Raw genomic sequence first — 13,600 nt, forward strand, 5'->3', positions numbered from 1 at the left:
GTCCGGCTACCGCGACGCCGGCCGACTGGCCTCCCACGCCGGCCTGGCCCCAGTCGCCCGGGACTCCGGCCGACGAACCGGCAACTACCACCGGCCCAAGCGCTACAACCGGCGCCTGCGGCACATCTTCTACCTGGCCGCCCAGACTGCGATGATGCGGCCCGGTCCCTCCCGGGACTACTACCTCAGGAAGCGATCCGAGGGCTTGCTGCACACCCAAGCCCTGCTCGCCCTCGCCCGCCGACGAGTCGACGTGCTCTGGGCGATGCTGCGCGACAAGAGGCAATTCACCTCCGTCCCACCGGCCACGCAGGCGGCTTGACACGCTCATTGAGATTCTCCTCGCTCTGTGGGGCTGTGGGGCTGTGGCTCTGCAGGGGCCGGGCCGGGGCGTCTACCGGACGGCCGCCGCCCGGTCCGGCGTCGTGCCTCGTGCACCTGCCGTGGGCCTGGCCTGTTCCGTCTGGGCCGCTTCCGGCGGCCCGGCCGCGTCCGTGCGCGCCGCGATCATCAACTGGCCCAGGGCGAGGCCCCCGTCGTTGGGCGGCACGAGGCGGTGCCGCAGCACGGTGAACCCGTCCTCGCTCAGCAGGCGCGCACAGGCCGCGGACAGCAGGGAGTTGGCGAAGACGCCGCCGCTGAGCGCGACCGTCTCCAGCCGGTGCCGCTCCCGGGCCGCACGGCAGACGCGGAGGACGAGTGCCGCGACCGACCGGTGGAAACGCGCGGCCGTCACACCGGAGGGCACCCCGGCCCGTACGTCCGCGACGATCCCCGCGAGTACCGGTGCCGGATCGCAGGCCAGGGTCTCCGCCGCCGTGGTCCGCAGCGCGAACGCCCACTCGCGGCCGCCCTGTCCGCCGTGGTGGGGGACGGCGGCCGCCTCGAGTTCCATGGCGGCCTGGGCCTCGTACCCGGCGTCGTGGCACACACCCGCGAGCGAGGCCGCCGCGTCGAACAGGCGCCCCATGCTGGAGGTCGGCACACATCCCAGTCCGCGCTCCAACTGGACGGCGAGGGCTTTGAGTTCGTCGTCCGGGCAGGCGGCTGTGCACGGCAGGTCGCGCTCCCAGGGCAGGCCCGCCGCGTACAGATGCGCCAGCGCCATCCGGTAGGGGCGCCGCACCGCCGCGTCACCGCCGGGCATCGGCACGGGACTGAGATGAGCCAGCCGTCTGTACCCGTCGTAGTCGGCGAGCAGGAACTCACCGCCCCACACCGTCGCGTCGTCGCCGTAACCGGTGCCGTCGAACGCGACACCGATGACGGGGGACGTGCCGTCCAGCCCGTGTTCCGCCATGACCGAGGCGACGTGCGCGTGGTGGTGCTGCACGCGGCGCAGCGGCCGCCCGCGGGCGTTGCGCTCGGCCCAACCGGCGGACCGGTAGCCGGGGTGCCGGTCCGCGGCCAGCAGGGCCGGACGCACCCCGGTGATCTCCTCCAACTGCCGCTCCGCGCCGTCGAAGGCGGTGAGTGTGGCGAGGTCGTCCATGTCGCCGATGTGTGCGGAGAGCCAGGCGTGGTGTCCCTCGCCGACGCAGAAGGTGTTCTTCAGGTCGCCGCCCACGGCGAGTGCGGCCGTCACGGGTCTCGGCAGGTTGACGGGGAACGGGGCGTACCCCCGGGAGCGGCGCACGGGCAGCTGTTCCCCGGCCGCCACCCTCACAACGGAGTCGTCGCAGGGCACATGGATCGGCCGGTCGTGCATCAGCCAGGCGTCGGCGAGCGGGGCGAGCCGCTCGAGCGCCTCCTCGTCGGAGGTGACGATCGGTTCGCCGCCGAGGTTGCCGCTGGTCATCACCAGCAGCCGTGGCCCGGGAGGGTCACCGGGCAGTCCGAGAAGCAGGTGGTGCAGCGGTGTGTACGGAAGCATGATGCCCAAGTCGGCGCTGCGGGGCGCCACTTCGTCCGCCACGGGCGGCGCGGGGCGATCCGGGCCGTCCGTGCGTCTGCGCAGCAGCACGATGGGACGGCGGCCCCCGCCGAGCAGACCGCGCGCCACGGCGTCCAGGTGCACGAGCCGCCCGGCGTCCTCCAGGTCGCGCGCCATCAGTGCGAACGGCTTGTCACCGCGGGCCTTGCGGCGGCGCAGCAGGCGCACGGCCGCGGAGTCGGACGCGTCGCACGCGAGGTGGTAGCCCCCCAGGCCCTTGACCGCCACGACAGCGCCCTCGGCGAGCAACTTCCGTGCGGCGGCGACCGGTTCACCGCCCCCCGCGCGGGCCGCACCGTTCGTTCCCGGCACATGCAGCCGCAGCCGCGGCCCGCAGTCGTGGCACGAGACGGGCTGCGCGTGGAAGCGGCGGTCGCCGGGGTCCCGGTACTCACGGGCGCACCGCTCGCACATCGGGAAGCGTTCCATCGTGGTGTGGGCGCGGTCGTACGGGAGGCCGGTGACGATCGTGAAGCGGGGTCCGCAGTGCGTGCACGTGATGAAGGGGTGCCGGTAGCGCCGGTCGCCCGGGTCGTTCATCTCGGCGAGACAGTCCGCGCAGGTAGCGGTGTCCGGCGCGACGAGGGTGCGTACGGTGCCTCCGCTGCCGCGGGACTCCGCGATGCTGAATCCGCGTCCGCCGGCCGGGTCCATCGGTTCGTGCGTCACGGACTGGACCACGGCCAGCGGCGGGGCGTCCGAACTGATGCGGCCGCAGAAGGCCGCGAGCGCGTCCGCCCCGCCCTCGACCTCGGCGACGACGCCGTCCCCGGTGTTGGCCACGTGTCCGGAGAGTCCGAGCTCACCGGCGAGCGCGTAGACGAAGGGCCGGAAGCCGACGCCCTGGACCACGCCCCGCACAGTGACCTTGCGGCGCTGCGCCTCGCCGGAGTCCTCCGTACCGGTGCGTGCCGCGGTGGCCGTGCCGTGCTGCGGGTTCACGAGTGGCTGCGGGCCGGCACCCCGGCGGTCGGTGCATGCGGGTGGGTGTGCGTGTGGCCGTCGTGAGCATGCGCATGTGCGTGCGTGTGCCCGAACGCGGTGGCGACGCCGGAGGCGGAGGCGGTACGGGCCATGACCGGCCGGTGCGCCCGCTCGCCGCCGGCGACGGCCAGCGCCCGCTCCAGCATCAGGCCGACCCCTGTCCCCCGCCGCGCCGACGTCAGCACCACCTCGACACCCGGGTTGACCTGGCGGACGTTCGCCCGGAACACGTCCTCGTCGAAGCCCGCCGCCTCCGCGATGTCGTCCTTCGTGACGACCACGAGTTGCGCCAGACCGAACGCCGTGGGGTACTTCAGCGGCTTGTCCTCGCCCTCCGTCACGGAGGCGAGGACGACGCGCAGCGACTCCCCCAGGTCGTAGGAGGCCGGACAGACGAGGTTGCCCACGTTCTCCACGAACAGCAGGCGGGTCTCGTCGGGCAGCCAGCCCTCCAGCTGAGCCCGGAGCATGTCGGCCTCCAGATGGCACAGCCCGTCGGTGAGCACCTGCTTGACCGGGACGCCCGCCCGGGAGAGGCGCTCCGCGTCGTGCTCCGTGGCCAGGTCCGCCGTCAGCGCCGCCACGGGCACGCCGCGCGAGGCGGCGAGGGCGAGTTCCGCCTCGAGCAGTGCCGTCTTGCCGCTGCCGGGGCTGGAGAGGAGGTTGACGACCGTCGTTCCACGGGCGGCCAGTTCCGTGCGTAGTGTCCCGGCGCACTCGTCGTTCTTCACGAGCACCGCCTGCTGCAGATCGACGACTCGGCACATGCGTCTCAGCTCTCCTTGACCTGTACGGGGGCGGGGTGTGCGGCGCCGGCAGCGGTACCGCTGCCGGTGTGGCGGAGGCCGACGACCTGCAGTTCACGTCCCTGCACCAGCTCGGCCCTGCCGCCGTCGCACTGCGGGCAGCACAGCTGGGGCGGCATGCCGGTGGCCCACTCCGCTCCGCAGGGGGCGCACCGGGCTCTGCCCGGTACGTGGTCGATGAGGAGTTCGGCGCCGTCGAGAACGGTCCCGGCGCAGGCGAGCGAGAAGCAGAAGCGCAGGGAGTCGGCCACCACACCGGCGAGTTCGCCGAGGCGCAGCCGTACGGCGGACACCGTCCCGTACCCGTCAGCGGCGGGGCTCTCGGTCACCTGCTCCACCATCGCCACAGCGATGGACATCTCGTGCATCTCATCCCTCCGCGTCGCGGTTCATTACAGGCCCGGCCCAGCGGGGCTCTTCCCTGACACGCCGCCCCCCGTCGGGAAGGTGATCCGTTCGGCTCACGGGTCCGGCGCGGTTACGTTGTGGCGTATCTACCTATATGTCAGATTTTTAAATCGGCATTGACCTGAGAGCTGTACGAGCGGTCGGCGACGGTGCGAAGGGATCGGTCCCCATGGGCGACGAGACGGCAACGGCAGCGACAGCGACAGCACCGGGAGCGGCGCTCGACGAGATCCATATCCTCTGGACCTCGGAGGGTCTGAGCTGCGACGGCGACACGGTCTCGGTGACCGCGGCCTCGCTGCCCAGCCTGGAGGACGTGGTACTCGGCGCCATCCCCGGACTTCCCAAGGTCCACCTGCACAACAAGGTGCTGGCCTACGAGACCGGCGAGGACTTCCTGGCGGCCTTCCGGAAGGGAGCAAGCGGTGAGCTGGGGCCGTTCATCCTCGTCGTCGAGGGGTCCATCCCGAACGAGAACATCAACGGCGACGGCTACTGGACCGCCATGGGCAACGACCCGGACACGGGGGAACCGGTCACTCTCAACACCTGGCTCGACCGGCTGGCCCCGCAGGCCTGGGCCGTCGTCGCGATCGGAACCTGTGCCACGTACGGCGGCATTCACGCGATGGCGGGCAACCCGACCGGCTGCATGGGGCTGGCCGACTATCTCGGCCGGGACTACCGCTCCAAGGCCGGTCTGCCGATCGTCAACGTCCCCGGGTGTCCCGTGCAGCCGGACAACTTCATGGAGACGCTGCTGTGGGTCCTCCACCAGGCGGCCGGGCTGGCACCCACCATCCCGCTCGACGAGAACCTGCGGCCCACCTGGCTGTTCGGCAAGACCGTCCACGAGGGGTGCGACCGGGGCTCGTACTACGAGCAGGGCGACTTCGCCAAGGACTACAACTCCCCCAAGTGCCAGGTGAAGATCGGCTGTTGGGGGCCGGTCGTCAACTGCAACGTCACCAAGCGCGGATGGATGGACGGCGTCGGCGGCTGCCCCAACGTGGGCGGCATCTGCATCGGCTGCACCATGCCCGGGTTTCCCGACAAGTTCATGCCGTTCATGGACGAGCCGCCCGGGGGCTCGCTCTCCTCGTCGCTGATGGGCCTGTACGGGCCGTTCATCCGCAGCCTCCGGTCGATCACCAACCGTTCGGCGAACCGCGAACCCAAGTGGCGGCACGACGAGCCCGCGCTGACCTCCGGCTACCAGCCCCGCTGGACCGGCCGCAACTAATCCGTCAAGCGACCTGCGAGAGGAACGAGAAGTGGCGACCGCCCAGCAGACCACCAAGGCCCCGGGTACCGGTGAGCGCGAACTGACCGAAGTGGCCTTCGACCCCATCACCCGGATCGTCGGCAACCTCGGGATCTACACGAAGATCAACTTTCCGGGCCGTGAGGTGGTCGAGTGCCGCAGCACCTCGTCCATCTTCCGCGGCTACAGCGTCTTCATGAAGGGCAAGGACCCCCGCGACTCGCACTTCATCACCAGCCGGATCTGCGGCATCTGCGGCGACAACCACGCCACATGCTCGGTCTACGCCCAGAACATGGCGTACGGCGTGAAGCCCCCGCCGCTGGCCGACTGGATCATCAATCTCGGCGAGGCGGCCGAGTTCATGTTCGACCACACGATCTTCCAGGACAACATGGTCTTCGTCGACTACTGCGAGCGCATGGTCAAGGAGACGAACCCCGGAGTCCTCGACCGCGCCGAGCGGACCGCCGCGCCCCGTGCCGAGTCCCACGGCCACCGCACCATCGCCGACATCATGCGCTCCTTCAACCCGTTCGAGGGTGAGACGTACAAACAGGCGCTGGTGATGAGCAGGCTGACGCGCGAGATGTGCTGCCTGATGGAGGGCCGCCACGTGCACCCGTCGACGCTCTACCCGGGCGGCGTCGGCACCGTCGCGACGCCGCAGCTCTTCACCGACTACCTGGTGCGGCTGATGCGCTGCATGGACTTCGTCAAGCGCGCGGTCGCCATGAACGACGACGTCTTCGACTTCTTCTACGAGGCGCTGCCGGGATACGAGGAGGTCGGCCGCAGACGCACGATGCTCGGCTGCTGGGGCAGCTTCCAGGACCCCGACGTCGTCGACTACGACTACCGGACGATGAACACCTGGGGCAATTCCATGTTCGTCACCCCCGGCATCGTCGTCGACAACGAACTGGTCACCACGGACCTCGTCGACATCAACCTCGGCATGCGCATCCTGCTCGGCAGCAGCTACTACGAGGACTGGACCTCCGAGGAGACGTACGTCGACCGGGATCCGCTGGGCAACCCCGTCGACCGGCGGCACCCCTGGAACCAGACGACGCTCCCGCAGCCGCAGAAGCGCGACCTCGACGGCGGCAAGTACAGCTGGGTCATGAGCCCGCGCTGGTACGACAAGCGGACGGGGGACCATCTGGCTCTCGACACCGGCGGCGGTCCGATCGCCCGGCTGTGGGCGACCTCGCTGGCAGGAAAGGTCAGCACCCCCTATGTGCGCTCCACCGGCCGCAGCGTCCAGATCGATCTGCCCAAGACGCCGATGACGCCGGAGACGCGGCTGGAGTGGAAGCCGCCGGCCTTCCCCAACACCATCGAGCGCAACCGCGCGCGGATGTACTTCGTCGCGTACGCCGCCGGCATGGCGCTGTACTTCGTCGACCGTGCGCTGGAGGAGGTGCGCGCGGGGCGCACGAAGGTCTTCGAGGACTTCAAGGTCCCGGAGGAGGCCATCGGCGTCGGCTTCCACGAGGCGGTGCGCGGCGTGCTCTCCCACCACCTCGTCATCCGCGACCGCAAGATCGCCAACTATCACCCCTACCCCCCGACCCCCTGGAACGCGAGTCCCCGCGACCACTACGGCACGCCCGGCCCGTACGAAGACGCCGTCCAGGGCATGCCGATCTTCGAGGAGAACACCAAGGAGAACTTCAAGGGCATCGACATCATGCGCACGGTCCGCAGTTTCGACCCCTGTCTGCCCTGCGGGGTGCACATGTACCTCGGCGGCGGGCGGACCGTGCGGGAGAGCCACTCGCCCACCTTCGGCGCTCTCGCGTGAGGCGGCGGGGATGACGTGGAACGAGCGCGAGGCGCGTGAACACGTGACCCGGACCGAGCAGTTGCTCTCCGGGCTGGACGGCATCACCGACACCGCCGTCCGCGAGCAGGCCCTCGATGCACTGCACGCGCTGGCCGCGATGTACGGCGAGTGCCTCGCCCGGGTGATGGGCGGAGCCGACGACGCGACGCGGGCGGCGATCGCGGGCGACGAACTGGTCGGTCACCTGCTGCTGGTCCACGGGCTCCACCCCGAGGCGGCCGGGCAGCGGGTGCGCCGTGCCCTGGAGGACATGCGCGGTGTCACGGTGCTCTCCGCCGACGAGGCCGGGGTGCGCGTGCGCATCGCCCCGCAGGGCTGCGGCGCCCCGTCCCCGGAGGAGCTGGCGCGGACGGTCCGCGAGACGGTCGCCTGGGCGGCGCCCGAGGTCGCCCGGGTGGAGACCGAGGACGCCGCGCCCGAGTCGGCGCTGATCCCCGTGGACTCCCTCTTCCGGGACGCCGCCGCGCAGCCCGCCGGGAACCGGTGAGCGGCGTGGGCCCCGCGGCGCCGTCGCAATCGGTGAGCGGTGCGGCGCCGGGCGTGCCGGGCGGCCGGCTGCGGGCGCTGCTGGAGCGGCCGCGGGCCGGCGGGACCCCGGGAAGTGCCGGAGCGTCCGCAGCCGCCGGCGCGGAGCGGTGCGACCTGTGTGCCGAGCAGGTGCCGGAGAGTCACCGGCACCTGCTGGACGTCCAGGAGAGTTCGGTGCTGTGCGCATGCGGGCCCTGTGCTCTGCTCTTCGGGCAGAGCACGGCGGGCGGCAGGCACTACAAGCTGCTGCCCGACCGCCGGGCCCGGCTGGACGGATTCCGGATCGACGCCATGCTCTGGGCCCGGCTCCGGGTGCCGGTGGGCCTGGCGTTCTTCGTACGCGACGGCGCGAGCGGCGAGGTGGGCGTGGGGTACCCCAGCCCCCTGGGCGTGACACGCTCCGCCGTCGAACCGGAGGTCTGGGAAGAGCTCACACGGGGGTACCCGGAGCTGGCAGAACTCGCGGACGACGTGGAGGCGCTGCTGGTGCACCGCTCGGACGGCGCGGACGAGCACTGGATCGTCCCGCTCGACGACTGCTACCGGCTCGCGGCTGTCGTACGCACCCACTGGCGGGGGCTGTCCGGCGGCCCCGAAGTGCGCGAGCACCTGGACGCGTTCTTCGCGGGACTCGCCGGGCGCTCCGCGAAGTCACGCACGAGCGGAACCGCCGTGCTGCCGAGCACAGCGGACGAACCGAGGAGTCAGCATGGCTGAGATCAAGGTCGGCAGGCCGCATGCCAGGCCCGACAAGACCGCACACGTCACCGGAGTACGCCAGGGCAATCACGAGGGCCTCCACAAGCGCCAGCCGGGACACCTGCCCGACGACACATCCACCGCCCGCAGGTCCACGGGCATCGGCGCGAAGTCGAAGGACCCGATCCTGCCCGGCATGCCGAACCTCTCCCCCGCGTGAAGGCGCACACCGCCCCGAGCGCGACCGAAACCCCGCCCGGCACCGGCGCCGGGCGGCGCACCGACCTGCCCGACCTGGACTTCACCGTCACGGGTGCACGTCCCATGGCCGACGCCGCCGTACCGACCCTGGTCTTCCGGCTCGCCCTCGCACGCAGCGGCGGCGGCAGGGTCCGCTCCGTCTCGCTCAACACGGACGTGCGGATCGCGGTGGCCCGGCGGCGCTACGACAGGGCCGACCGGCTCGTCATGGCCAGGCTCTTCGGCCAGCCCGAACAGTGGGCCACCAGCATGCACCCGCTGACCTGGGCCAGGATCAGCACGGTCGTCCCGCCCTTCGACGAACGCGCGGAGAGCGACCTGCCGGTGCCCTGCAGCCGGGACATGGAGCTAGCCGTCACGTCGTACTTCCACGGGGTGCGCGACGGGGAGATCCCGCTGGAGTTTCTCTTCAGCGGGACCGTCTTCCACGACGGCCCCGACGGGCGGCTGCGCACCGCGCAGATCTCCTGGACCAAGGACGCCGCCTTCCGGCTGCCCGCCGCCCTCTGGCACGAGGTGACCGGCCGATACGACGGCGGCACGAATTGGCTGCCGCTCTCTCCCGGCACCTACGGCGAACTCACGGCCCACCGGGACCGCCACGCACTGACGAGCTGGGACGAGACGGTCTCCGACCTGCTCTCCCGTGCAGGGAACACCGCAGGAGGTACGGCGTGGACGCCGTAGAGAAGATCGCCCGCGCCTGTCTCTACGAGGGGTACCTGCTGTGGCCGTACCGCAGGGGCGCGCTGAAGAACGCACAGCGCTGGACCTTCGGCGGGGTCTACCCGCAGCGCTGCGGCGAGCTGATCGGTGAACCCTCGCGGATGCGCACGGAGGTGCTGCTGCGGGGCAGCCCCGCGGCGAAACTTACGGTGCACGTACGGTTTCTGCAGGTCATCGACCGGCAGGTGTACCGCAACGGGCCCACGGGTCCGGTTCCCGTCGACGAGTTGCGCGTGGCCGGCCACAACCATCTGACGTGGCAGGAAGCGACCGAGCGGCGCTGGGTGTGCCCCCCGTGGTCACCGCGCCGCGGTCCGCGCACCAGCACGGTCGACATCGCGGCGGGCTCGGACCGCGAGGCGCTGCGCTCCGAGTCGGGCAGCGTCGCCGGGACGCTGGTGCGCAGCTGGCAGCGGCTGACGGGAAAGGTCCGGCTGTCTTCCGTGCCCGTCACGGACACGGTGATGCGGGTGACGGTGGACGTCCGGAACACTTCGCCGTGCCCGCTTCCCGCCCCCGGTGCCCGGGGGGCACGGGATGCGATGGCGCCGTACTCCTTCGTCTCCACACACGCAGTGCTGAACACCGACGCGGGCCGGTTCGTCTCGCTGACCGATCCGCCGGCCGGGCTGCGGGAGGCCGCGGCGGCCTGCGAGAACGTCGGTGTGTGGCCGGTGCTCGTCTCGGAGGACCCGCAGGCCGCGCAGAGCAGCCCGCACTACTCGTCCGCAGTGCTCTCCTCGCCCATCACCCTCTACGACTATCCGGCCGTCGCGCCCGAGAGTCCCGGTGACCTCTTCGACGGGGGCGAGATCGACCAGCTGCTCATCCTCAGCGTCCTCAGCCTCACACCCCGCGAGCAGGACGAGGCGCGGGCCACCGATCCGCGCGCACGGGAGATCCTGGACCGCTGCGCATCCCTGGAACCGGAGGAGCTGGCCGCCCTGCACGGGACGATCCGCGCCTTCCGGCCGGCACTGGAGGCACGATGACCACGGCTTCCGGACGGACCGTCCAGGTGGGGGACGTACGGCTGGGCCGCGGAAGCCGCGTGCGGCTGCGGCCGCGGCAGTCGGCGGACGTGCTCGACCTGGCGCTCACTGGACGCACGGCGGAGGTCGACGCCGTCGAGGAGGACCTGGAGGGCCGCGTCCACGTCGTCGTGACGCTCGACGGCGACGACGGACGGGACTTCCGGACCGGCCTGGGCCACCGCTTCTTCTTCACCCCGGAAGAGGTGGAGCCCGTCGGGCCCGGCCCCGCGGGCCCGCGCATCCTCGTCGCCGGCGTCGGCAACATCTTCATGGCCGACGACGCCTTCGGCCCGGAGGTCGTGAGCGCCATGCGCGGGCGGGCCCTCCCGGAGGGCGTGCACGTCGCGGACTTCGGCATCCGCGGGATGGATCTGGCCTACCGGCTGACGGAGGGCTACGACGTCGCCGTGCTCGTCGACGCGGCCCCCAGGGGCAAGGAGCCCGGCACGGTCCACCTGATCGACCCCGGGCCGCCCGGCACCCCGGACACCGCCGAGTGCGCCCTTCCGCAGGCGCACGGCATGAACCCCGTGCAGGTGCTCGCGCTCGCGCGGCAGCTGGCGGACGGGACTCAGGACCTGCCCCGTGTGCTCGTCCTGGGATGTGAACCGTCGGTGCGGATGCGCGGCGACGAACCCGATGTGGTCGTCGGGCTGAGCGATCCGGTGCGGGCCGCGGTGCCGGTGGCCGCGGACATGCTGGAGTCGCTCACCGGCGAGCTGCTGCGCGATCCGCACCGCGACCTGAGCAGACCGGCAGTTGGGAGGTGAGGACATGAGGAAAGGCATCTTCATCCCGGCGGTCGCCGTCCGCGTCGCCGTCGGCACCGCCGTGGTGGCGGTGGCCGCGATGACCGCGATCAGCGCACCGGGAATGGTGCGCTACATCAAGATGAAGTCGATGTAGGGGACGGGCAGGCGTGCGCGTCGGCCCGGGGCGGCTCGTCACCTCTCACGGGAGTGCACGGTGAACAGGCCGCCCTCGGGGTCGACCAGGCGGGCCGAACGCCCGAAGTGATCGTCGCCGGGGCCGGTCGCGACGGCACCGCCGGCGGCGACCGTGGTCTTCGCGGCGTCGTCGACGTCGTCCACGGAGAAGGAGACGTGCCAGCGCGGCCGGATGTGCGGATCGGGCGCGGACTCGACCGCTCCGCCGCGCACCGTGGCCACGGCGCGGCCGTCGACCCGTACCACGACCGCCTCGTACTGGTAGTCGACCTCGCAGCGCCCCCATTCGGACGCCCAGCCGAAGACTTCGGCATAGAAGATCGCGGCGGCGAAGGCGTCCCGGGTGCGCAGCTCCAGCCGGGCCGGCAGGTCGCGGCGGTCGGCGTCCCAGCTGGAGAGCACCGCGCCCTCCCAGAAGCCGAACGTGGCGCCGGCGAGGTCGGCCGCCAGGGCCGTGCGTCCCTCGCCCATGCGGAGCGGGCCGACCGCCACCGTCGCGCTCCGCTCACGCACACGCGCTGCCGTGGCGTTGGCGTCGGGAACGGCGAAGAACGGTGTCCACTGCACGGCCACGCCCATCGTGCGGGCGATGGCGCCCAGGCCCACCACGGGCACGTCGTCGAAGTAGGCGACGCTGAACTCCTCGCCGAGGGTGGCCCGCCGGAAGGACCAGCCCAGCACCTGGCCGTAGAAGCGCTGGGCGTTCTCGAGATCGCCCGTCGCCAGGCTCACCCAGCAGGGCGCTCCGTACACGGGTGACACCTCGGAGGCCATGCCGGCTCTCCTCGCCGCTCCTGCGTAGCCGATCAGCGGCCCAGTGCTTTCTGGAGCTGGCGCTTGTTCATCGAGGAGCGGCCCTCGATGCCGCGCTGCCGGGCCTCGTTGTAGAGCTGGTCCCGGGTGGGGCCGCCCTTGGGGCCCATGCCGCGGCCCGAGCGGGTGCCGCCGCGCGCGGATGCGGACCTGCCCTTGGTGGAGGTCCGGCTGGCGCGCTCCGCCTCACCCGTACGGGCCCGTTCCTTGTTGACCGTCCGGGCTGCGATCTCCTTGGCGCGGCCCTTGGAGGTGCCGCGCTTCTCGGCGCCCTCCTTGATGTGCTCGTACTGCCGTTCACGCTTCGCGTTCGACCCTGCAGGCATGGCGCCTCCTGTCTCACGTTCGGACCAGTGCCCCGGCTACCCGTCGGCAGCGATTGCTAACAAGGACACGCAAAACGGAAGCGGCGGGCGCCTTCCCGCCCCCGGAGGTTGAATGTGCGACGGTCCAGCGGCGGGAGCCGCGGGGCAGGGCAGGGGCCCTCGCGTCAGGGCTTGCGGGCCACCGCGCCGTAGCACGTCGCCTCCGCGTCGGTGACGTGGGAGAGGTCGTGCTCGGGATCGGGCCGCCAGCGGTGGGTGACGGTGATGCCCGGGTCGAGCAGTTCCCAGCCGTCGAAGAACCGGGTGAACTCCTCGCGGGTGCGGGCCTGTACGGGGGTGCCGGCCGCGTCGTAGGCGGCGAGCGCCCGCGCCAGTGGCTCCGGGTCGAAGTCCGGCGTGACGTGGCTGATCGTCAGCGTGCTGCCGGAGGGCAGGGCCTCGCGGAAGTACTCGACGACGTCGTGGGCGGTGCGCTCCCCCGGTACGAAGTGGAGCAGCGCGATCAGGCTCAGGGCGACGGGGCGGCCCAGGTCGAGGGTCTCGCGCACCTCGGGGGACTTCAGCAGGGCCTCGGGGTCGCGGGCGTCGCACTGCACGTAGGCGGTGCGGCCCTCGGGGCTGCTGCGCAGCAGGGCGTGCGCGTGGGTGAGGACGACGGGGTCGTTGTCGGTGTAGACGACGCGCGCGTCAGGGGCGGCCTCCTGCGCGATCTCGTGCAGGTTGGGCGAGGTGGGGATTCCGGTGCCCACGTCCAGGAACTGGCGCATCCCCGTCTGCGCCAGGTGCCGCACCGAACGGTGCATGAACTGCCGGTTGGCGCGGGCGGCGACCAGCAGCGCGGGGAAGACGGCCATGGCTTTGCCGGCGCTCTCGCGGTCGGCGGGGAAGTTCGTCGTGCCGCCGAGGAAGTAGTCGTACATCCTCGCCGAGTGGGCCCGGTCGAGCTCCAGGTCCACCGCGCCCTCGTCAACGGCCACAGATTCCGCCTTTCTCGATTTCCGTGTCACGCACGGCTGCCG

General features: G+C 71.7%; 16 protein-coding genes. 10 read left to right on the plus strand and 6 right to left on the minus strand.

Features of this window, described 5'->3' with window-relative positions; translation table 11 throughout:
* A partial coding sequence (locus tag H180DRAFT_RS23385) for a transposase (protein WP_139151432.1) occupies positions 1 to 322 on the plus strand: 322 nt, incomplete at its 5' end.
* Between the two features lie 72 nt (positions 323 to 394).
* Here H180DRAFT_RS23385 and hypF read toward each other — a convergent pair.
* From hypF to H180DRAFT_RS23400, 3 genes are all read right to left on the minus strand, one after another.
* On the minus strand, positions 395 to 2,794 hold the full coding sequence (hypF, locus tag H180DRAFT_RS23390; RefSeq protein ID WP_254666166.1) for a carbamoyltransferase HypF: 2,400 nt from the start codon (positions 2,792 to 2,794) through the stop codon (positions 395 to 397).
* 77 nt (positions 2,795 to 2,871) lie between these two features.
* Positions 2,872 to 3,684 carry a hydrogenase nickel incorporation protein HypB gene (gene hypB, locus H180DRAFT_RS23395; protein WP_055488111.1) on the minus strand — a complete coding sequence of 271 codons (813 nt, stop codon included), beginning with the start codon at positions 3,682 to 3,684 and terminating at the stop codon, positions 2,872 to 2,874.
* A 5-nt stretch (positions 3,685 to 3,689) separates the two neighbouring features.
* On the minus strand, positions 3,690 to 4,091 hold the full coding sequence (locus tag H180DRAFT_RS23400; RefSeq protein ID WP_055488112.1) for a hydrogenase maturation nickel metallochaperone HypA/HybF: 402 nt from the start codon (positions 4,089 to 4,091) through the stop codon (positions 3,690 to 3,692).
* 209 nt (positions 4,092 to 4,300) lie between these two features.
* Here H180DRAFT_RS23400 and H180DRAFT_RS23405 point away from each other — a divergent pair, with 209 nt between their 5' ends.
* The 9 genes from H180DRAFT_RS23405 to H180DRAFT_RS30835 are packed head-to-tail and all read left to right on the plus strand — an operon-like array spanning position 4,301 to position 11,401.
* Positions 4,301 to 5,374, plus strand: coding sequence for an NADH-quinone oxidoreductase subunit B family protein (locus tag H180DRAFT_RS23405; protein ID WP_055488113.1), 1,074 nt, complete (start codon positions 4,301 to 4,303; stop codon positions 5,372 to 5,374).
* Between the two features lie 31 nt (positions 5,375 to 5,405).
* Complete coding sequence (locus H180DRAFT_RS23410) at positions 5,406 to 7,205, plus strand: nickel-dependent hydrogenase large subunit (protein ID WP_055488114.1); 1,800 nt, start codon at positions 5,406 to 5,408, stop codon at positions 7,203 to 7,205.
* Between the two features lie 10 nt (positions 7,206 to 7,215).
* Positions 7,216 to 7,734: a hypothetical protein gene (locus tag H180DRAFT_RS23415; protein WP_055488115.1), complete on the plus strand. Its 519-nt coding sequence runs from the start codon at positions 7,216 to 7,218 to the stop codon at positions 7,732 to 7,734.
* Between the two features lie 32 nt (positions 7,735 to 7,766).
* Positions 7,767 to 8,492: a DUF5947 family protein gene (locus tag H180DRAFT_RS23420; protein WP_175437816.1), complete on the plus strand. Its 726-nt coding sequence runs from the start codon at positions 7,767 to 7,769 to the stop codon at positions 8,490 to 8,492.
* Entirely contained in the window at positions 8,485 to 8,694 is a 210-nt protein-coding gene (locus H180DRAFT_RS23425; RefSeq protein WP_055488116.1) for a hypothetical protein, read from the plus strand. The genes H180DRAFT_RS23420 and H180DRAFT_RS23425 overlap by 8 nt, the downstream gene beginning before the upstream one ends.
* Positions 8,691 to 9,422: a DUF6084 family protein gene (locus tag H180DRAFT_RS23430; RefSeq protein WP_199822510.1), complete on the plus strand. Its 732-nt coding sequence runs from the start codon at positions 8,691 to 8,693 to the stop codon at positions 9,420 to 9,422. The genes H180DRAFT_RS23425 and H180DRAFT_RS23430 overlap by 4 nt, the downstream gene beginning before the upstream one ends.
* Positions 9,410 to 10,453: a hypothetical protein gene (locus H180DRAFT_RS23435; RefSeq protein ID WP_055488117.1), complete on the plus strand. Its 1,044-nt coding sequence runs from the start codon at positions 9,410 to 9,412 to the stop codon at positions 10,451 to 10,453. The genes H180DRAFT_RS23430 and H180DRAFT_RS23435 overlap by 13 nt, the downstream gene beginning before the upstream one ends.
* A complete protein-coding gene (locus H180DRAFT_RS30610; protein ID WP_199822511.1) occupies positions 10,450 to 11,265 on the plus strand; it encodes a hydrogenase maturation protease in 816 nt (271 codons plus the stop codon). Before H180DRAFT_RS23435 ends, H180DRAFT_RS30610 begins: the two co-directional genes overlap by 4 nt.
* A 4-nt stretch (positions 11,266 to 11,269) precedes the next feature.
* Entirely contained in the window at positions 11,270 to 11,401 is a 132-nt protein-coding gene (locus H180DRAFT_RS30835; RefSeq protein ID WP_302622456.1) for a hypothetical protein, read from the plus strand.
* Positions 11,402 to 11,439: 38 nt separating this feature from the next.
* Here H180DRAFT_RS30835 and H180DRAFT_RS23445 read toward each other — a convergent pair whose 3' ends face one another.
* From H180DRAFT_RS23445 to H180DRAFT_RS23455, 3 genes are all read right to left on the minus strand, one after another.
* Positions 11,440 to 12,216: a VOC family protein gene (locus tag H180DRAFT_RS23445; protein WP_055488118.1), complete on the minus strand. Its 777-nt coding sequence runs from the start codon at positions 12,214 to 12,216 to the stop codon at positions 11,440 to 11,442.
* A gap of 32 nt (positions 12,217 to 12,248) precedes the next feature.
* Positions 12,249 to 12,581: a hypothetical protein gene (locus tag H180DRAFT_RS23450; RefSeq protein ID WP_055488119.1), complete on the minus strand. Its 333-nt coding sequence runs from the start codon at positions 12,579 to 12,581 to the stop codon at positions 12,249 to 12,251.
* A 164-nt stretch (positions 12,582 to 12,745) separates the two neighbouring features.
* On the minus strand, positions 12,746 to 13,558 hold the full coding sequence (locus tag H180DRAFT_RS23455) for an SAM-dependent methyltransferase (protein WP_055488120.1): 813 nt from the start codon (positions 13,556 to 13,558) through the stop codon (positions 12,746 to 12,748).
* Positions 13,559 to 13,600: the final 42 nt, after the last annotated feature.

The sequence above is a fragment of the Streptomyces sp. WMMB 322 genome (assembly GCF_900090145.1).
Classification (GTDB): domain Bacteria; phylum Actinomycetota; class Actinomycetes; order Streptomycetales; family Streptomycetaceae; genus Streptomyces.